The organism is Bacillus sp. 005/A4HT-01/001, assembly GCF_004634445.1.
GTDB lineage: Bacteria > Bacillota > Bacilli > Bacillales > Bacillaceae > Bacillus > Bacillus altitudinis.
The window spans coordinates 344,781-362,337 of sequence record NZ_SEIZ01000002.1; the positions used below are offsets into that span (position 1 = coordinate 344,781).

The window sequence follows — 17,557 nt, forward strand, 5'->3', positions numbered from 1 at the left end:
TGCTACACTGTTGTGGAAATCAATATAAGTGACTAGGGGTGCCCGGAAATGCGGGCTGAGAGAGAAGACAAGCTTCTTAACCCTTTGGACCTGATCTGGCTCGTACCAGCGTGGGGAAGTTGAAGATGATACATGTGCCATATGAATGGCATACATGTTTTTTTCTGACGACGAAACCAGGTTCTTTACATAGAATCTGGTTTTTTGCTGGTGCTGATTCCATCCTGACCGGTCACACGAAAAGAAGGAGAGAACAGCAAATGAATGAAAAGACAAATGTTCCATCAACGCAATCTTTATTATCAAACTTTGAAGGCAGTCGAAAGGTATATGAACAAGGCTCGAGACCTGACATTTTGGTGCCAAAAAGAGAAATCGTGCTCACAAATACAGTGACACAAGCAGGTGATATCGAAAATGAACCGATTCGTGTGTACGATACAAGTGGACCGTATACAGATGAGGAGGCTCATATTGATGTCACAAAGGGATTAAAGCGCCTGAGATCAGTATGGATTAAAGAAAGAGAAGATACTGAAAGCTATGAAGGGCGTCAAGTAAAGCCAGAAGATAATGGATATCGCTTGAATGGGAAAGAATCCTTTCAAGCTGCCCATACAGATTTTCATCATGTGCCGCTCCGCGGGAAACAAGGTGCTTGTGTGACGCAAATGCATTATGCAAAAAAGGGGATCATTACGCCTGAAATGGAGTTTATCGCTTTGAGAGAACAGCTAAGTCCTGAGTTTGTTAGAGAGGAAGTGGCTAGTGGAAGAGCGGTCATTCCAGCGAATATCAACCATCCTGAAAGTGAGCCGATGATCATCGGGAAGAATTTTCACGTGAAAATTAATGCGAATATTGGCAATTCAGCTGTGACGTCGTCCATTGAAGAAGAGGTGGAGAAGATGACATGGGCAATTAGATGGGGGGCAGATACGATGATGGACCTGTCTACAGGAAAGGATATTCATACAACAAGAGAATGGATTATCCGCAATTGCCCAGTCCCAGTAGGAACTGTCCCGATTTATCAGGCACTTGAAAAAGTGAATGGAATCGCAGAAAATTTGACGTGGGAAGTATACCGAGACACATTAATTGAACAGGCAGAGCAAGGGGTTGACTACTTCACCATTCATGCGGGCGTCCTGTTAAGGTATATTCCGCTCACAGTCGACCGGGTCACAGGAATTGTTTCAAGAGGCGGAGCCATTATGGCAAGATGGTGTCTCGCTCATCATCAAGAGAACTTTCTGTATACCCATTTTGAAGAAATTTGTGAAATCATGAAAACATATGACATTGCCTTTTCGCTTGGGGACGGGCTCAGACCTGGATCCATTGCGGACGCAAATGACGAAGCGCAGTTTGCAGAGCTGGAAACGTTAGGGGAATTGACAGAGATCGCTTGGAAACATGATGTACAGGTCATGATTGAAGGACCTGGTCATGTTCCTATGGATAAAATCAAAGAGAATGTCGATAAGCAGATGGAGATATGCAAAGAGGCACCTTTTTATACGTTAGGTCCTCTAACAACAGATATTGCACCGGGATATGATCATATTACATCCGCGATCGGTGCGGCGATGATCGGCTGGTACGGAACAGCCATGCTGTGCTATGTGACACCAAAAGAGCATTTAGGTCTGCCGAACAAAGAAGATGTAAGAGAAGGCGTCATCGCCTATAAAATCGCCGCACATGCAGCTGATGTAGCAAAAGGACATGCTGCTGCTCAAAAGCGTGATGATGCCTTATCAAAAGCGAGATTTGAATTCAGATGGCGGGATCAATTTCATCTGTCACTTGACCCAGAACGAGCGCTGGCATTCCATGATGAAACATTGCCTGCTGAAGGTGCTAAAACCGCTCATTTCTGTTCCATGTGTGGACCAAAGTTTTGCAGTATGAAAATATCCCATGACATCCGCAACCAATCAGAAGAAGTGAAAAGAGAGATGGAGAAGAAGGCAAAAGAGTTTATCAATCAAGGCAGCCAAATCTATCAATCCTAAAAAAAACTCGCACTCCTCTAGTGCGGGGTTTTATAAAACGGCTGAAATGGCTTTTCTCACGAGGTAGAAAAATGCTTTTACTGCAATCGCCATCGTTTCAATACTTGGGATGAGGGCATCTGTTAAATGAAATAGAACTGTTTGTCTCTCTGGAGATATTCGTTTTTTCTTTTGTTTCATAAAGACAGCCTCCTTTTCATTCAATATACTTCTTTTGAAGCGTATCTAGATAGATATGTTGTGCGAATTTAAACAAAATTTAAACTTCTTGTGTTTAGAAGGAAAGAAGCAGGGGAAACGGATTGAATAGAGAATGAATGAAAAGAGCTGACCGATTCGGTTAGTGAACAAGACAGAGTGGAAGGTGATCTTATGATGAAAGTATTTAAGGTAACATTTCATATGAACAATGGGGAAGTGCTCGATTTCGAGCTGAAACGTCCAGCTACCTATGATGTGTATAAAAAAATTGAGGAAGCCAATCATTGGTTTAAGCTGAATAATGAAATCATTAACCTATTAAATGTGAATAGTATCCATGTAGAAACAGAATAAAACGAAAAGCCGCTCAAAGAGAGCGGCTTTCATTATGCAGTAAAATCATTTCGATTGTTCAGCTGACCTCGAGACAGCCAGTTTTTCTTATACAAATAGGCAATCACTTCAAGCCATAGACGCGGCGCTTTTTTAGGGAAAAAAGGTTTTTGATAAAAGGTGTATGCAGCTTTTAAATCATCCCATTGATGACATGTTTTTGTTTGCGTGAAGCGGGCGACGTCAATGACCCTGACGCGGCCATCCTTTGTTAAAATTAAATTTCGCAGATGAATATCAGAAGGATTTAAACCTTTCGCGCGTGCTTCTTCCAGCGCATCATCTACTTGTTCAATCATTTGTTTTTTGATCGGAATTCCTTTTGTCAGGCATTCATAGAAAGTATAACCTTTAATATATTCCATTAAAATATACTGATCCCCAGACTCGTAAATCTCAGGATAATAGGAGGAGCCGGAAAGTTTTTCATAAATTGCAGCCTCTTTGCGGGCGATGTTTCGATAAGAAGGAAAAAAGACTTTTAACGCCATTTTCTTGTCGTCTTTTTTGTATGAAAATACATAGGCACTTCTTCCTTTGCCGCACAGCTCAAGCTCAGCCGGTTTAAAGACGAGCTTATTAAAACGCTTTTCTTCTTGATATTGAATCGATTCGGCTAATCTTTTGACATCTGACATTGACTTCACCTTCTTTGGTTTCAGTTTATGCGGCTGAAAAACGAATGATGAAAAAACCATGTGATTCGGTAGAGCAATGGATTGTATAAAACATAACATTTACGCACGAAGGATACAACGAAAGACGCTCAATATGTGTCAAGACATCGATTTGGTTAATGTTTAGCAAAATGGGTCAAACTACATATGTCATGCATCGATCTTATGTTCTAAAGAGGTGTAAATAGTGAAAGTGAAAATAAAGTATTTCGTTACAGGGCTTATCATGACAAGTGTATTCTTTTTCGCTCTTGATATGGAAGCAGCAGAACACTTGCAAAAAGAGTCAAAAACCATCAACGTTCAGCTTGAAAAGGTCTATCTAGACGGCGATGTGAGTATTGAAAGACAGCGGGCATCATTAGAAGACAAAGACACATTTTGGGCCCAGTATAAGGGCTGGACATTGGTAGAACAGCGAGAAGATTTTGCCCTTTTTAGAAAGCAAATTGATGATATATCGCCTTTGAGTAAAGCAAATGGATATATCGGATTATCAGAAGACGGCGTGATTTCTACGTTTCATGGAAGGCCTGACGGGTGGGCGGAGCCTATTCATCTCTTTTTTCAAATTGATACGTCCCGCTTGGAAAGTCATGTAGAGCAACAGCTTGCACAAGGCATTCCGTTTCGAACAAAAGATGAATTTGAGCATGTGCTTGAAGTCATGAAACCTTACCGAAATGAACAATCGTTTTAATCGTATGACAGCTTGCTGGTGTGAAGACCGCAAGCTCTTTTTCATGGGTTGACGATGAAAAAAGGCTGAGCGAACGTATGTTAACTTTTATTACGGTTTTCTCTTCGATTTATGTTACAATGGAGAACAGTCAAAGAGGTGAAAACGGTGATAGAGTTTGTAAAAGGGACCATTGATTATGTGTGCCCGCAATATGTTGTCATTGAAAACGGCGGAGTGGGATATCAAGTCTATACCCCAAATCCGTTTATCTATCGAGTAACAAAACAAGAAACGATTTATACGTATCATTACATAAAGGAAGACGCTTTTTCGTTATATGGATTCCAAACACGAGAAGAAAAAGCGTTGTTCACAAAACTGTTAAATGTCACAGGGATTGGACCGAAGGGTGCGCTTGCGATTCTTGCTTCCGGTGATCCTGGCGCTGTCATTTCAGCGATCGAACGAGAGGATGAAGCTTTCCTCATTAAATTCCCGGGTGTTGGCAAAAAAACAGCACGACAGATCATTCTAGATCTGAAAGGGAAGCTCGCAGATGTGGTGCCTGAAATGATAGGAAACTTATTTAACCACGAGGATCATATCCAGATTGAAACGCAGCAAAGCGCTTTAGATGAAGCGGTTGAAGCCTTAAGTGTCCTTGGGTATGGTGATCGTGAAATCAAAAAGGTTCTTCCTTTATTAAAAGAAGAGAAGAATCTTACAACCGATCAATATGTGAAAAAAGCTTTACAAAAAATGTTGAAATAGGGTGATGTCTCATGGATGAACGGCTCGTCTCAACTGAAGCAGACAACCATGAATCAGCCATTGAGCAAAGTCTGCGTCCACAGACGCTTAGTCAATATATTGGCCAGCAGAAAGTAAAGGATAATCTCAGCGTATTTATTGAAGCTGCCCGAATGAGGCAGGAAACGCTGGATCACGTTCTTTTATATGGGCCGCCGGGACTTGGGAAAACAACGCTTGCGTCGATCATTGCCAATGAAATGAATGTTCAGCTGCGTACAACGTCTGGACCAGCGATTGAACGCCCTGGCGATTTGGCGGCGATCTTAACATCTCTTGAACCTGGCGATGTTCTGTTTATTGATGAAATTCATCGCTTGCAGCGTTCAATAGAGGAAGTGCTATATCCAGCGATGGAGGACTTTTGTCTAGATATCGTGATTGGAAAAGGAGATACAGCACGCTCTGTGCGGCTTGATTTACCGCCATTTACGCTTGTAGGTGCTACAACCCGTGTTGGGCTTTTAACAGCGCCGCTTCGTGATAGGTTTGGGGTTCATGCAAGATTGGAATACTATGAGCAAAGAGATTTGGCTCACATTGTAGCAAGAACAGCCGAGCTGTTTGAGATTGGGATCGACATTCGTTCAGCTGAAGAGATTGCAAGAAGATCTAGAGGCACACCGAGGGTCGCCAATCGTCTGCTCAGAAGAGTAAGAGATTTTGCGCAGGTGCTTGGAAATCATGCGATCACACAAGACATTGCAGAAGATGCTCTTGAGCGTCTGCAAGTTGACAGACTCGGACTTGATCATATCGATCATAAGCTGCTTTTAAGTATGATTGAAAAATTTAGAGGCGGTCCTGTTGGACTTGATACGATCTCAGCGACAATTGGAGAAGAATCACATACGATTGAAGATGTGTACGAACCGTATTTACTGCAAATTGGTTTTCTGCAAAGAACACCAAGAGGGCGGGTCGTCACAAGAGAAGCGTATGAACATTTTCATATGGAGGTTCCGATTCGTGACTGAATTCCCTAAAATGTTGATGATTTTAGGTGGTGTCCTTTTTGCCGCAGGTTTAGTGTTTCAATTGGTTGGGAAACTTCCAGGCGATATTTTCGTGAAAAAAGGGAACGTAACGTTCTTTTTTCCTGTGATTACATGCATTGTCATTAGCATCGTCCTAACCATTTTACTCAATGTCTTCGGACGGATGAAATAACGTTAACTAGTTAACTACAGAATAGGTGAAGGAAATGAAGTTAGAACTATTTGATTTTGATTTACCAGAAAGATTGATTGCACAAGTGCCGCTTGAAAAACGAGATGCATCAAGACTGATGGTCTTAAATAAACAAACAGGTGACATCACACATGACACATTCTCGCAAATCACAGATTACTTTCAAAAGGGTGATTGTCTCGTTTTAAACAATACTCGTGTATTGCCTGCACGTCTGTTTGGAACGAAAGAGGATACGGGTGCTAAAGTGGAGCTGCTTCTTTTGAAACAAGAAGAAGGAGACAAATGGGAAACGCTTGTGAAACCAGCAAAACGTGTGAAAAACGGAACAGTCATTACATTTGGTGATGGACGATTAAAAGCGGTATGTACAGAAGAACTGGAACATGGCGGAAGAAAAGTTGAGTTTCAGTATACAGGCATTTTTTATGAAGTACTTGATTCCTTAGGTGAAATGCCGCTGCCTCCGTACATTAAAGAGCAGCTTGACGATCGTGAGCGTTATCAAACCGTTTATTCCAAAGAGGTTGGTTCGGCTGCTGCGCCTACTGCCGGTCTTCACTTTACAAATGAACTGCTGGATGCACTGAAAGCAAAAGGAGTGCATATTGCGTTTATTACGCTCCATGTAGGACTTGGCACATTTCGACCGGTCAGTGCTGAACGCATTGAAGAACATGAAATGCACGCAGAGTTTTACGAAATGAATGAAGAAACGGCAGAAGAACTTAATCGCGTGCGCAAAGAAGGCGGACGGATTATTTCAGTCGGAACAACTTCGACAAGAACGCTTGAAACCATTGCAAGTGCTTATGATGGTGAATTCAAAGCGTCAAGCGGCTGGACGTCGATTTTTATTTATCCAGGCTATACATTTAAGGCAATTGATGGCATGATCACGAATTTCCACTTGCCAAAATCGTCTTTAATCATGCTTGTCAGTGCATTAGCTGGACGAGAACACGTCCTAAAAGCGTACAATGAGGCTGTAAAAGAGGAATACCGATTCTTCAGTTTTGGCGATGCCATGCTGATTCAATAACATCATACAACAAAGACAGGAGGGCTCATTTTTGTCGCAATTACCGATACGTTATGAGTTCATTAAATCATGCAAACAAACAGGTGCACGTCTTGGACGCGTTCATACACCGCACGGCTCCTTTGAAACACCTGTATTTATGCCAGTTGGTACACTGGCTACAGTGAAAACAATGGCGCCTGAAGAGTTAAAAGCAATGGAAGCAGGCATCATTTTAAGCAATACGTATCATCTATGGCTGCGTCCGGGGCATGACATTGTCAAAGAAGCAGGCGGCCTGCACAAATTTATGAACTGGGATCGAGCGATTCTAACAGATTCAGGCGGTTTCCAAGTGTTTTCTTTGAGTGAATTTAGAAAAATTGAAGAAGAAGGCGTTCACTTCCGTAATCACTTAAATGGAGATAAGTTGTTCCTTTCTCCTGAAAAAGCGATGGAGATTCAAAATGCGCTCGGCTCAGATATTATGATGGCTTTTGACGAATGCCCTCCGTATCCAGCAGAGTACGATTATATGAAACGTTCTGTAGAGCGGACAAGCAGATGGGCAGAGCGCTGCTTAACAGCGCACCAGCGTCCAGAGGATCAAGGGCTGTTTGGCATTGTGCAGGGCGGAGAATACGAAGAGCTTCGTAAACAAAGTGCAAAAGATCTTGTTTCACTTGATTTCCCAGGCTACGCCATTGGAGGTTTATCTGTTGGTGAACCAAAAGATGTGATGAACCGTGTGCTGGAGTTCACAACGCCATTTTTACCGGATGACAAGCCAAGATACTTAATGGGTGTTGGCTCACCAGATTCATTAATTGACGGTGCGATCCGCGGTGTCGATATGTTTGACTGTGTACTGCCAACGCGAATTGCCAGAAACGGTACGCTCATGACAAGTGAAGGACGCCTTGTTGTGAAAAATGCTAAATATGAGCGTGATTTCAGACCAATCGATGAAAACTGTGACTGCTACACATGTAAAAACTACACACGTGCTTATATTAGACATTTAATCCGTACAAATGAGACGTTCGGAATTCGATTAACAACTTATCATAATCTTCATTTTCTGTTAAAATTAATGGAGCAAGTGAGAGAAGCTATCCGTGAGGATCGTTTAGGTGATTTTAGAGAAGAGTTTTTTGAGCGTTATGGCTTTAACAAACCGAATGCGAAAAACTTTTAACGCATAAACGAAAAGCTTTACAATGCTTTAGAAAGGGGTGAGATAGAATGGATGGTGGTATGGGTTCAATCATTATGATTGTTGTCATGTTTGCTGTGCTTTACTTCTTGTTAATCCGTCCACAGCAAAAGCAACAAAAAGCTGTGCGTCAGATGCAGCAATCTTTATCAAAAGGCGATAAAATCGTCACAATCGGTGGTTTACACGGTGAAATCGACTACATTGATGAATCAAAAGTGGTCATCAAAACAAGCGAAAACAACCGTTTAACTTTCGACCGACGTGCTATTAGAGAATTAGCTGACAAAGGTTAATCCTCCAATACATAGCGATAAAAAAAGAGCGATATCATTCGCTCTTTTTTTATTTGCCCCGAAGATTAACGCCAATCATTCCCCCTAGCATACAAATTCCCAAAAAGGCTGCATGATAGATGAATTGTTCTGGTGAAAAGGTTTCTCCAAACCCTAAATATTGAAATAAAAAAACAGTGAGTGAAAAGATAAAAGAGGTCATGGCGCCAATGAGCCAGCCCCGTTCCTTTGCTTTCCCTCCAGAAATCATTCCTCCTAGAAAAAGTGCCGCAAAGGACAAGATCATGATCATCCATTTAAACGATGATTCCTGCATACTTGTGAAGGTAAGCATCAGTGATACAAGTAAGCTTGTGACAATCATCACGACAAAAATAGCAATTAAGCCAGATAAAATGCCTTTTCCTATTTGTTTCGTTTCCTGCATGTGATTCGTCTCCTCTCCAATTGACCGAAGCTTGTCTTTTACTAAAATGTATTCACGGAGAAGAAAAAATAGACATGTTCTCGTGATAAAAACCGAGACTTTCTTTTCTACATAAATAAAGTGTTTTGACACAAGCTATGGTGGAGAAGGAGGGGTTACATCATATGCAGGACATCTTAATTATCTCCATGAGAACGATCATTTTATATTTTCTCATTTGGTTTATCTTTCGTTTAATGGGCAAAAGGGAGATTGGGGAACTGAGTATTTTAGATCTTGTTATTTTTATGATGATCGCTGAAATTGCGGTGCTCGCCATAGAAGAAGTAGAGGATCACATGTTACATACAGTATGGCCGATCCTGCTGTTAACCTTCATTCAAATCACCCTTGCCTATTTGTCATTAAAATTTCAAGGTGTCCGTCGTTTTCTCGACGGTAAGCCGGCCCTGCTCATCATCAACGGAAAAATAGACGAGGGTGCGATGAGAAAACAGCGATACAATTTTGATGATTTGCTGATTCAATTAAGAGAAAATAACATCGATAGTATCCAGGATGTCTCATATGCCATCTTAGAGCCTTCAGGAAAGCTCGCCGTTGTTGAAAAAGAAAACAAGCGCAAACATGCAGCGCTTGAGCTCCCGCTTATTGCAGACGGTGTGGTTCAGCATGATCATCTCAAGCAGATCAACCATGATGAACAGTGGCTGATAAAGGAGCTTGTCAAAAGAGGCTATCATGACATCGAGCAAATCTCTTACTGCAGCTTTAATCAGAAGGATTTTTATATTGATTTGAAAGATGAAGTGATCAAGAAAGAATGAGCTAAAGCAGCTTCCCAATAAACGGGATGCGGCGTAGCTCTTCTCGTTTCACTAGCCCAAGACAGATTAATAGAATGACATACAGCATGCACGTCAAAAAGATCATCATGACAAGCTCTAAAGGTGCGGAAAAGAGTCCGCTCGCTTGATGTTTCATCCATAAGCTGACCGCCCCAGTACCGATGATCACAAGGACGCAAAGTCCATATTCTTTTAATGGTAAATGAATAGGCAGTACTTTACCGACAGTTGCCGCATGGAGCAACGTGACAAGAACGATGCCGATGAGTATCGCAAGCGCTGCGCCCATAATGCCAAAGCTTGGCTGTGAAGCAAGAACAAAGATCATACCTGTTTTCACAACAGCTCCTATCAAACTGTTGGTCATCGCTGCCCCCGCTAAATTTAATGCTTGAAGGACAGCCTGCAGCGGCCCTTGAAAGTAATAGAGCAAAAAGAAGGGGGCCATGAATTTTACATAGACAGCGGCATGAGATGAACCATACATGAAGAGGGTTAAATTTTCTGCATACACGAAAAGGATAATACATGAAATGCCCCCGCTTAATAAACAAAGGCGCATCGCCTGCTTGAGCCGGTATTCAACCGTTTTGCGTTTGTTCTGTTCCATCCCCTCACTAATCGCTGGAACTAGTGCGGTGGAGAGAGAATACGTGATAAAACTAGGAAGTGTCAAAAGGGTGAGCGCAAGTCCTGTCAATTCTCCGTACTGCCTTGTTGCTTCCACAGCTGCATAACCGGCAATCGCAAGGCTTTGAGCGACGACAATCGGTTCTAAAAACCAAGAGATATTGCCGATGAAACGGCTGCCTGTCGTTGGCAGGGCAATACTCATGAGTTGCTTAAACGTGTCCTTCCCATCATGAATTGCCTTGAAAAAACGTTTTCGGATACGGATGGTCTTTTTATAACGAAAGGCAATCAGTAAGTAAGCAAGTGAAATCATTTCGCCAATGACAGATGAAATCATGGCGCCTGCTGCTGCGTATTCAATTCCATAAGGCAGGAACGCTGTTGTACATACTGCCACGAGTGAAATTCTTGCGACCTGTTCTAGTACTTGCGACATCGCAAGCGGGCTCATTTGCTGTCTTCCTTGGAAATAGCCCCTTAACACACTTGAGATCGCAATAACGGGTACGACTGGTGTAATGGCAAGCAGAGGATAGACCGTTCTAGGATCTGTCAGCATATTTTCCGCCATAATAGGGGCAAACCATAAAAAAAGCGGCGTGAAAATCAGGCTGAGTGTTCCTGTTATCGCAAGGGACATCACTAGAATGCGTTTTGTTTTCTGTTTGTCACCACGGGCTTCTGCTTCTGCGACTAGCTTACTAATCGCAACAGGAAGTCCGAATTGTGTCAGCGTCACGGCGAGAAAAAAGGTAGGCGCTGCCATCATATAAAGCCCTACGCCTTCTTCACCAATGAACCTTGCAATCACAATTCGATTGACAAAACCCAATATTCTTGTAATAAAACCTGCTAAAATTAAAATAATCGTCCCTTTTAAAAACGTTTGCTTCGTCAAATCACAGATCACCTGCCTTCTCAAACGACATAGAATCATATACAATAAGATATGCGTGTATATCGTCCAAGCATGACAAGTCTCTCGATAAAAAACTGAAAAGGGGGAGCCTCACATTGACACAACATCCGGCTGCTATATACAAAGACCATTTAAAGCCTTTTCTGTTCAGTAAGCTTGAAGAATTCATCGTTTTGGGCTATAAAGATGTAGATTTAGAGGAATTATGGTCATACTTAGAGAATAAGAAGTGGAAGAAAAAACAAGAGTATCCGATTCATGAAATGGTTGCAGATATTTTATCTGTGAAAATTGGCGAATTTATGAACTATGCAACCGTTCAGTCGTTTAAAACGTCTGCTTTTTTGGACAGTGAAGATGGCAAGAATATGCTGGACGAACTGTTGAAATAAGCCATCTAAATGGATTCAGGTGTTTAAGGAGGAAATACATAATGAAAAAAGGGCGCATACTTGCGTTTTTCTTAGTGGTTCTGTTAATCGGAACTGGTGTGGGCTTATTAACGAAGCCCGTTGCGAAAGATATGACGCTAGGGCTGGACTTACAGGGTGGATTTGAAGTTCTGTATGATGTACACCCAGTGAAAAAAGAAGACAAGATCACAAATGGTGTTCTCGTCAGTACAGTAGAGGCTTTAAACCGAAGAGCCAACGTGCTTGGGGTCAGTGAGCCGAACATTTCGATTGAAGGAAACAACCGTATCCGCGTACAGCTTGCGGGTGTAAAAGATCAAAACAGAGCACGGGAGATTCTATCGACTGAAGCACAGCTTTCCTTCAGAGATACGAATGACAAAGAGCTTCTAAACGGATCTGATCTTGTTGAAAATGGTGCAAAACAAACATTCAATCAAACGAATGAGCCGATCGTGACGGTCAAACTAAAGGATGCGAAAAAGTTTGGTGACGTGACAAAAAAAGTAGCGGCGATGGCACCAAACAATCAGCTTGTCATTTGGCTTGATTATCATAAGGGAGATTCCTTCAAAAAAGAAGTCTCTAAATCAAATCATAAGTATGTATCTGCGCCGAATGTAAACCAAGAAATTAACAGCAGTGACGTACAAATCGAAGGAAACTTTACGGTTCAAGAGGCAAAAGACCTTGCGAGCATTTTAAATGCCGGCGCATTGCCAGTAAAATTAACCGAAAAATATTCAACATCTGTGAGTGCACAGTTTGGTGAGCAAGCACTAAACGAAACAGTCTTCGCAGGAATTGTAGGAATCGCATTTATCTTCTTATTCATGCTGTTTTATTACAGATTACCAGGTCTTGTTGCTGTCATTACACTGTCAGCTTATATCTATATCACACTGCAAGTCTTTGACTGGATGGGTGCGGTCATGACACTGCCTGGAATCGCTGCATTGATTCTTGGGGTAGGGATGGCTGTCGATGCCAACATTATTACGTATGAGCGGATTAAAGAAGAGCTCAAGCTCGGTAAATCTGTCCGTTCTGCTTTCAGATCGGGTAACCGCAGATCATTTGCCACGATCTTTGATGCAAACTTAACAAGTATTATTGCCGGAGGGGTTCTGTTCTTCTTTGGAACAAGCTCTGTCAAAGGATTTGCAACCATGCTTATCCTATCGATTTTGACAAGCTTTATCACGGCTGTCTTCCTATCAAGATTCCTTCTTGGATTACTTGTAGAAAGCCGCTATCTCGACCGCAGAAAAGGCTGGTTTGGGGTTCGTCAGAAAGACATTATTGATATTCATGAAACAACTGAAAATACTGAACCGAAAACACCATTTGATAAATGGGATTTCGTCAGCAAACGTAAAGGCTTTATGATTTTCTCAGCAGCCATTACCATTGCTGGAATCATTGTGCTTTCAATCTTCAAGCTCAATGCAGGTATTGACTTTGCAAGTGGTACTAGAGTTGATATTCAAAGTGACCATAAGCTGTCAACAGAACAGGTGGAGCAAGATTTTAAAAAGCTAGACCTTGAGACAGACAGTGTTGTGTTATCGGGTCAAAAAGAAAATCAAGCAGCAGCTCGATTTGTCGGTGTTCCAAATAAAGAAAAAATCGCTGAAGTGAAAGATTACTTCAAAGATAAATACGGAACGGAGCCTAACGTAAGTACAGTGTCTCCGACGGTCGGAAAAGAGCTTGCGCGTAACGCATTATACGCTGTCATCATTGCTTCGATCGGGATTATCTTATATGTATCCGTCCGATTTGAGTATAAAATGGCGATTGCAGCGATAATCTCTCTGCTTTACGATGCATTCTTTATCGTTGCCTTCTTTAGTATTACGCGCTTAGAGGTGGATGTCACCTTCATTGCAGCGATACTCACGGTCATTGGGTACTCAATCAATGACACGATTGTCACCTTCGACAGGGTGCGTGAGCAAATGAAGAAACGCAAACCGAAAACGATCGAAGATTTATCGTACATTGTGAATTTAAGTTTACAGCAAACCTTTACGCGTTCTGTGAACACCGTGCTCACCGTACTTGTTGTGGTGATTGCACTTCTCATTTTCGGTTCAGCATCTATTACAAACTTCTCCATCGCCTTACTTGTCGGACTATTAACAGGGGTGTATTCATCCCTTTACATTGCGGCACAAATTTGGCTGATATGGAAAGGTCGTGAGCTGAAAAAGCCGGCTAAAATCGACACAGAACAAGATATTTAAACAAGAAAGACTGCCAGCTTGGCAGTCTTTTTTTCATGCATCATACTTGTCATCGTCACAACAATAAGATGATATGTAAAAACATTTCGGGTTTCATTGATCTTGAAATGGTCTTTTGCTATAATGACATACGTTTAGATCAGTATAGAAAGCAAGTGTCCGTTTGGGGCATTTGGCTTTTATTCATTGGAGGGGCTGTTATGAAGGTTCGGGAAACTGAACTGCCAGGTATCGGTCACAAAGCCGAAATGATCACAAGAAATAATGAGAAGCTTGCCATTATCACACATGATGACGGCAGAAGAGAGATGTATCATTTTCAAGAAGATGATCACGAAGAATGTATTTCTGGTATCTTGCTTAGCGATGAAGAAGCAAGACAAATCTCGGCTATTTTAGGCGGCATGGTCTATAAACCAAAAGCGCTTGAGACAGTGGAGGTGGCCATTGATGAACTCATCATTGAATGGTTTAAGATTGAAAAGAACGCACCGGCTGTTAACCAGACGATCGGAGACCTGAGTGTTCGCCAAAACTATCAAGTAACAGTCATCGCCATTGTAAGAAAATCACATGAGAAAATTTTAAATCCAGGACCAGATACGGTGATTGAAGAAGGAGACACCCTTGTCATCTCTGGAGAAAGAAAAGAATTAAAGAGCCTCATTAAAGAAAAACTCAGCAGCTAAGCGCCCATGCTGATAGAAAACCTTCCGCCATGTTCTTTCGGTGTTTAAAAAGGACAAGAAAGAGGGAAGAATAAAAGAAAAAGCTTGGGGGATTTGTAGATGAATAAACAACAATGGACCATCATACTCGCATTTATTTTCGTATTAATTGTCTCAGTATTTGCTGTTATTAACGTGCGGCCTGTACAGGTAGACTACTTATTTGGAACGGCTGAATGGCCGCTGATCCTTGTCATTATCGGTTCTGTTCTTATGGGCGGACTCATTGTGGCTTTTGCGGGGATTTTCCAAATTGTGAAACTAAAACGTGAATTAAAAACATTAAAAGCTGAACATGCAGCCGCTAAAGCAAGCCCTGCTTCTTCTCATAAAAAGGTGGACAAAGACGTTCAAAAGAAAACGAATGTCACACCTTTAAAAGAACAGCCAGCGTCTTTTGACCGGAAGGAAAAATAATCTTCCAGTACAATTTCATAAAATAAAAATTGAAACCCCTCAGTCCACTCTAGTATAATAGTGTGGTTGAGGGGTGAATTTATGTTATTATCCAAAATGCGTTGGGAATATGAACATCCTAGCGAAGAAAAAGTGAAATCACTCTCTGAAAATCTGAATATTTCAGCGCTGACTGCATCACTTCTTGTACAAAGAGGGCTCGAAGAAGTAGAAGAAGCGAGGTCTTTTTTATTTGATCAAAAAGCCGAATTTCATGATCCATTCTTATTAAAAGGAATGAAAGAAGCAGTAGAGCGCATCAACAAAGCGATCGAAGAGCAGGAATCGATTGTGATCTTCGGAGATTATGATGCAGATGGTGTGACAAGTACTTCTGTACTTTTACATACACTTAAAGAACGATCTGCGAAGGTAGACTTTTATATTCCAGATCGATTTAAAGAAGGATATGGGCCAAACGAACAGGCTTTCCGATATATCAAAGAGCAAGGAGCATCGCTTGTCATCACCGTGGATACAGGGATTGCTGCTGTAAATGAAGCACGTATTGCAAAAGAAATAGGATTAGACCTGATCATCACAGATCACCATGAACCAAGCGAGGAACTGCCTGAGGCACTTGCGATTGTACATCCTAAGCAGCCTGGGTGTGAGTATCCGTTTAAAGAGCTGGCGGGTGTCGGTGTTGCGTTTAAAGTGGCACATGCACTCCTCGGTAAACTCCCAGTAGAATTATTAGATCTTGCTGCAATCGGTACAATTGCGGATCTTGTCCCGCTGCATGATGAAAATAGATGGATTGCCAAAAAAGGTCTTCTGCAGCTTCGTCAATCTAGACGGCTTGGGTTAAAAGCGTTATTAAAAGAAGCAGGCGCCACTCTTGAAGAAGCAAATGAGGAAACGGTCGGCTTTCAAATTGCGCCAAGGCTGAATGCTGTTGGACGAATTGAGCAGGCAGATCCGGCTGTTCATCTTCTCATGACTGAGGATATGGATGAAGCAGAAGAACTCGCTCGTTTTGTACAAGAATTGAACAAAGAACGGCAGAAAATTGTGAGTACGATCACGGAAGAAGCCATTCAAATGGTTGAAGAGACAGGCGCTGACCAGGCTGCTATCGTCGTAGCAAAAGCTGGCTGGAATCCAGGCGTTGTCGGCATTGTTGCCTCAAAATTGACGGATACATTTTCTCGTCCGGCGATTGTGCTTGGAATAGACGAAGAAACGCAGATGGCGAAAGGGTCAGCCCGAAGTATTCCTGGCTTTGATTTATTTTTCCATTTGAGCAAGTGCCGTGACATCCTGCCGCATTTCGGTGGACACCCGATGGCAGCAGGAATGACACTTCAAGCGGATGATGTTCCTTTACTTAGGGAAAGATTGAATCAATATGCAAATGAAACGTTGACTGAAGAAGATTTTATTCCAATTCAACGGGTCGATGCAGTATGTAAAGTGGACGAAATGACGGTGCAAGCCATTGAAGAAGTGGGACTGCTGTCCCCGTTTGGCATGCAGAATCCTAAGCCGTTCATTATGATTGAAGACGCCCAGCTTGAAGACATCCGAACGATCGGGGCCAATCAAAATCACATTAAAATGTCACTAAAAGACGAAGACAAGCTGCTCGACTGTGTCGGTTTTCACCAAGGCAAGCTAAAAGAAGAACTTGTCCCAGGGAGTCAAATTTCTGTCGTTGGCGAGGTCTCGATTAATGAATGGAATAACCGAAAGAAACCCCAGCTCATGCTAAAAGACGCTAGAGTCGATGAATGGCAGCTGTTTGATTTACGCGGGAAAAAAGATTGGGAAAAGAAAGTATCAACACTTGATCCAGCAAAAACGATGGTCTTCTGTTTTGACGAAGAAACAAAAAAGCAATCGGAGCTGGTGGATATTCCGATTCACCTTATTGATGCAGAAAATGTATCCACGTTTGATGTGCAGGAAAAGTATGTGATCTTTGCCGATGTTCCTGCCGATGAACACTTGCTCAAGCTGCTTTTAGAAAATCAACAACCAGCAAGAATTTATACGGTGTTTCAGCGGAAAGAAGATCACTTTATGTCCTCATTCCCGAGCCGTGATCAATTCAAATGGTTTTATGGGTTCTTGTTCAAACGGGGAAGTTTTCCTATTAAAGAACAAGGCATGGAGCTTGCCAAACATAGAGGTTGGACAAAAGATACAATCATTTTTATGACAAAGGTGTTTTTTGAACTCGGTTTTGTTAAAATAGAGAATGGTGTGCTGTCAATAGTGCGTGATGCCCCTAAAAAAGATTTAACCGCATCATCGTCTTATACAGCAAAACAACGATTGATGGAACTCGATCAAACACTAACATATTCCTCAGCCAAAGAGCTGAAGGAATGGCTGAATAGCATGATGAGCGAAGTCTCACCTGTGCTTTGA

General features: G+C 42.0%; 19 protein-coding genes and 1 riboswitch. Of the genes, 15 read left to right on the plus strand and 4 right to left on the minus strand.

What is annotated here, in order from left to right; translation table 11 throughout:
- Positions 1–24 precede the first annotated feature (24 nt).
- A riboswitch (TPP riboswitch) is annotated at positions 25–134 on the plus strand.
- Positions 135–260: 126 nt separating this feature from the next.
- A complete protein-coding gene (gene thiC / locus ES896_RS07330; protein WP_135226654.1) occupies positions 261–2,021 on the plus strand; it encodes a phosphomethylpyrimidine synthase ThiC in 1,761 nt (586 codons plus the stop codon).
- Between the two features lie 30 nt (positions 2,022–2,051).
- Here the strand turns inward: thiC and ES896_RS20085 are convergent, their stop codons facing one another.
- The gene (locus tag ES896_RS20085; protein WP_167764452.1) at positions 2,052–2,201 is read right to left on the minus strand and encodes a hypothetical protein; all 150 of its coding nucleotides are present in this window, start codon (positions 2,199–2,201) and stop codon (positions 2,052–2,054) included.
- A gap of 192 nt (positions 2,202–2,393) precedes the next feature.
- Between ES896_RS20085 and ES896_RS07335 the strand changes: the two genes are divergently transcribed.
- Positions 2,394–2,576 (plus strand): hypothetical protein, encoded by a 183-nt coding sequence (locus tag ES896_RS07335; RefSeq protein WP_008342761.1) that lies wholly within the window; start codon positions 2,394–2,396, stop codon positions 2,574–2,576.
- A gap of 32 nt (positions 2,577–2,608) precedes the next feature.
- Here ES896_RS07335 and ES896_RS07340 read toward each other — a convergent pair whose 3' ends face one another.
- Complete coding sequence (locus tag ES896_RS07340) at positions 2,609–3,253, minus strand: protein kinase family protein (protein WP_110487323.1); 645 nt, start codon at positions 3,251–3,253, stop codon at positions 2,609–2,611.
- A gap of 226 nt (positions 3,254–3,479) precedes the next feature.
- On the opposite strand from ES896_RS07340, the gene ES896_RS07345 reads away from it, so the two are divergent.
- The 7 genes from ES896_RS07345 to yajC all read left to right on the plus strand — a co-directional run bounded on the left by ES896_RS07345 (position 3,480) and on the right by yajC (position 8,508).
- The gene (locus ES896_RS07345) at positions 3,480–3,992 is read left to right on the plus strand and encodes an intercompartmental signaling factor BofC (protein ID WP_110487322.1); all 513 of its coding nucleotides are present in this window, start codon (positions 3,480–3,482) and stop codon (positions 3,990–3,992) included.
- Positions 3,993–4,139: 147 nt separating this feature from the next.
- Positions 4,140–4,745 (plus strand): Holliday junction branch migration protein RuvA, encoded by a 606-nt coding sequence (ruvA, locus tag ES896_RS07350; protein WP_017358123.1) that lies wholly within the window; start codon positions 4,140–4,142, stop codon positions 4,743–4,745.
- An 11-nt stretch (positions 4,746–4,756) separates the two neighbouring features.
- On the plus strand, positions 4,757–5,761 hold the full coding sequence (gene ruvB, locus ES896_RS07355; protein WP_007501501.1) for a Holliday junction branch migration DNA helicase RuvB: 1,005 nt from the start codon (positions 4,757–4,759) through the stop codon (positions 5,759–5,761).
- The gene (locus ES896_RS07360; protein ID WP_008342752.1) at positions 5,754–5,954 is read left to right on the plus strand and encodes a DUF2905 domain-containing protein; all 201 of its coding nucleotides are present in this window, start codon (positions 5,754–5,756) and stop codon (positions 5,952–5,954) included. Before ruvB ends, ES896_RS07360 begins: the two co-directional genes overlap by 8 nt.
- A 34-nt stretch (positions 5,955–5,988) precedes the next feature.
- Positions 5,989–7,017, plus strand: coding sequence for a tRNA preQ1(34) S-adenosylmethionine ribosyltransferase-isomerase QueA (gene queA / locus ES896_RS07365; RefSeq protein ID WP_079920088.1), 1,029 nt, complete (start codon positions 5,989–5,991; stop codon positions 7,015–7,017).
- 31 nt (positions 7,018–7,048) lie between these two features.
- Positions 7,049–8,194 (plus strand): tRNA guanosine(34) transglycosylase Tgt, encoded by a 1,146-nt coding sequence (gene tgt / locus ES896_RS07370; RefSeq protein ID WP_008342748.1) that lies wholly within the window; start codon positions 7,049–7,051, stop codon positions 8,192–8,194.
- Positions 8,195–8,241: 47 nt separating this feature from the next.
- On the plus strand, positions 8,242–8,508 hold the full coding sequence (gene yajC, locus ES896_RS07375; protein WP_003216659.1) for a preprotein translocase subunit YajC: 267 nt from the start codon (positions 8,242–8,244) through the stop codon (positions 8,506–8,508).
- A 49-nt stretch (positions 8,509–8,557) separates the two neighbouring features.
- Here the strand turns inward: yajC and ES896_RS07380 are convergent, their stop codons facing one another.
- Positions 8,558–8,935 carry a TIGR04086 family membrane protein gene (locus tag ES896_RS07380; RefSeq protein ID WP_007501492.1) on the minus strand — a complete coding sequence of 126 codons (378 nt, stop codon included), beginning with the start codon at positions 8,933–8,935 and terminating at the stop codon, positions 8,558–8,560.
- Between the two features lie 164 nt (positions 8,936–9,099).
- Here ES896_RS07380 and ES896_RS07385 point away from each other — a divergent pair, with 164 nt between their 5' ends.
- Positions 9,100–9,762, plus strand: coding sequence for a DUF421 domain-containing protein (locus ES896_RS07385; protein ID WP_056705838.1), 663 nt, complete (start codon positions 9,100–9,102; stop codon positions 9,760–9,762).
- Position 9,763: 1 nt separating this feature from the next.
- Here the strand turns inward: ES896_RS07385 and spoVB are convergent, their stop codons facing one another.
- The gene (gene spoVB / locus ES896_RS07390; protein WP_056705836.1) at positions 9,764–11,314 is read right to left on the minus strand and encodes a stage V sporulation protein B; all 1,551 of its coding nucleotides are present in this window, start codon (positions 11,312–11,314) and stop codon (positions 9,764–9,766) included.
- Positions 11,315–11,430: 116 nt separating this feature from the next.
- Here spoVB and ES896_RS07395 point away from each other — a divergent pair, with 116 nt between their 5' ends.
- From ES896_RS07395 to recJ, 5 genes are all read left to right on the plus strand, one after another.
- Positions 11,431–11,727, plus strand: a complete 297-nt coding sequence (locus ES896_RS07395; RefSeq protein ID WP_003216788.1) for a post-transcriptional regulator — start codon at positions 11,431–11,433, stop codon at positions 11,725–11,727.
- A gap of 41 nt (positions 11,728–11,768) precedes the next feature.
- Positions 11,769–13,997, plus strand: coding sequence for a protein translocase subunit SecDF (secDF, locus tag ES896_RS07400; RefSeq protein WP_048001809.1), 2,229 nt, complete (start codon positions 11,769–11,771; stop codon positions 13,995–13,997).
- A gap of 200 nt (positions 13,998–14,197) precedes the next feature.
- Positions 14,198–14,686 carry a cation:proton antiporter regulatory subunit gene (locus ES896_RS07405; RefSeq protein ID WP_008342734.1) on the plus strand — a complete coding sequence of 163 codons (489 nt, stop codon included), beginning with the start codon at positions 14,198–14,200 and terminating at the stop codon, positions 14,684–14,686.
- 99 nt (positions 14,687–14,785) lie between these two features.
- Positions 14,786–15,142 carry a LapA family protein gene (locus ES896_RS07410; RefSeq protein ID WP_073413636.1) on the plus strand — a complete coding sequence of 119 codons (357 nt, stop codon included), beginning with the start codon at positions 14,786–14,788 and terminating at the stop codon, positions 15,140–15,142.
- An 81-nt stretch (positions 15,143–15,223) separates the two neighbouring features.
- Positions 15,224–17,557 (plus strand): single-stranded-DNA-specific exonuclease RecJ, encoded by a 2,334-nt coding sequence (gene recJ, locus ES896_RS07415; protein ID WP_079920084.1) that lies wholly within the window; start codon positions 15,224–15,226, stop codon positions 17,555–17,557.

Coding starts and splice junctions, on each gene's coding strand:
- thiC (WP_135226654.1), top strand. CDS start 261: ATGAATGAAAAGACAAATGTTCCATCAACGCAATCTTTATTATCAAAC.
- ES896_RS20085 (WP_167764452.1), bottom strand. CDS start 2,201: ATGAAACAAAAGAAAAAACGAATATCTCCAGAGAGACAAACAGTTCTA.
- ES896_RS07335 (WP_008342761.1), top strand. CDS start 2,394: ATGATGAAAGTATTTAAGGTAACATTTCATATGAACAATGGGGAAGTG.
- ES896_RS07340 (WP_110487323.1), bottom strand. CDS start 3,253: ATGTCAGATGTCAAAAGATTAGCCGAATCGATTCAATATCAAGAAGAA.
- ruvB (WP_007501501.1), top strand. CDS start 4,757: ATGGATGAACGGCTCGTCTCAACTGAAGCAGACAACCATGAATCAGCC.
- queA (WP_079920088.1), top strand. CDS start 5,989: ATGAAGTTAGAACTATTTGATTTTGATTTACCAGAAAGATTGATTGCA.
- yajC (WP_003216659.1), top strand. CDS start 8,242: ATGGATGGTGGTATGGGTTCAATCATTATGATTGTTGTCATGTTTGCT.
- ES896_RS07380 (WP_007501492.1), bottom strand. CDS start 8,935: ATGCAGGAAACGAAACAAATAGGAAAAGGCATTTTATCTGGCTTAATT.
- ES896_RS07385 (WP_056705838.1), top strand. CDS start 9,100: ATGCAGGACATCTTAATTATCTCCATGAGAACGATCATTTTATATTTT.
- secDF (WP_048001809.1), top strand. CDS start 11,769: ATGAAAAAAGGGCGCATACTTGCGTTTTTCTTAGTGGTTCTGTTAATC.
- ES896_RS07405 (WP_008342734.1), top strand. CDS start 14,198: ATGAAGGTTCGGGAAACTGAACTGCCAGGTATCGGTCACAAAGCCGAA.
- ES896_RS07410 (WP_073413636.1), top strand. CDS start 14,786: ATGAATAAACAACAATGGACCATCATACTCGCATTTATTTTCGTATTA.
- recJ (WP_079920084.1), top strand. CDS start 15,224: ATGTTATTATCCAAAATGCGTTGGGAATATGAACATCCTAGCGAAGAA.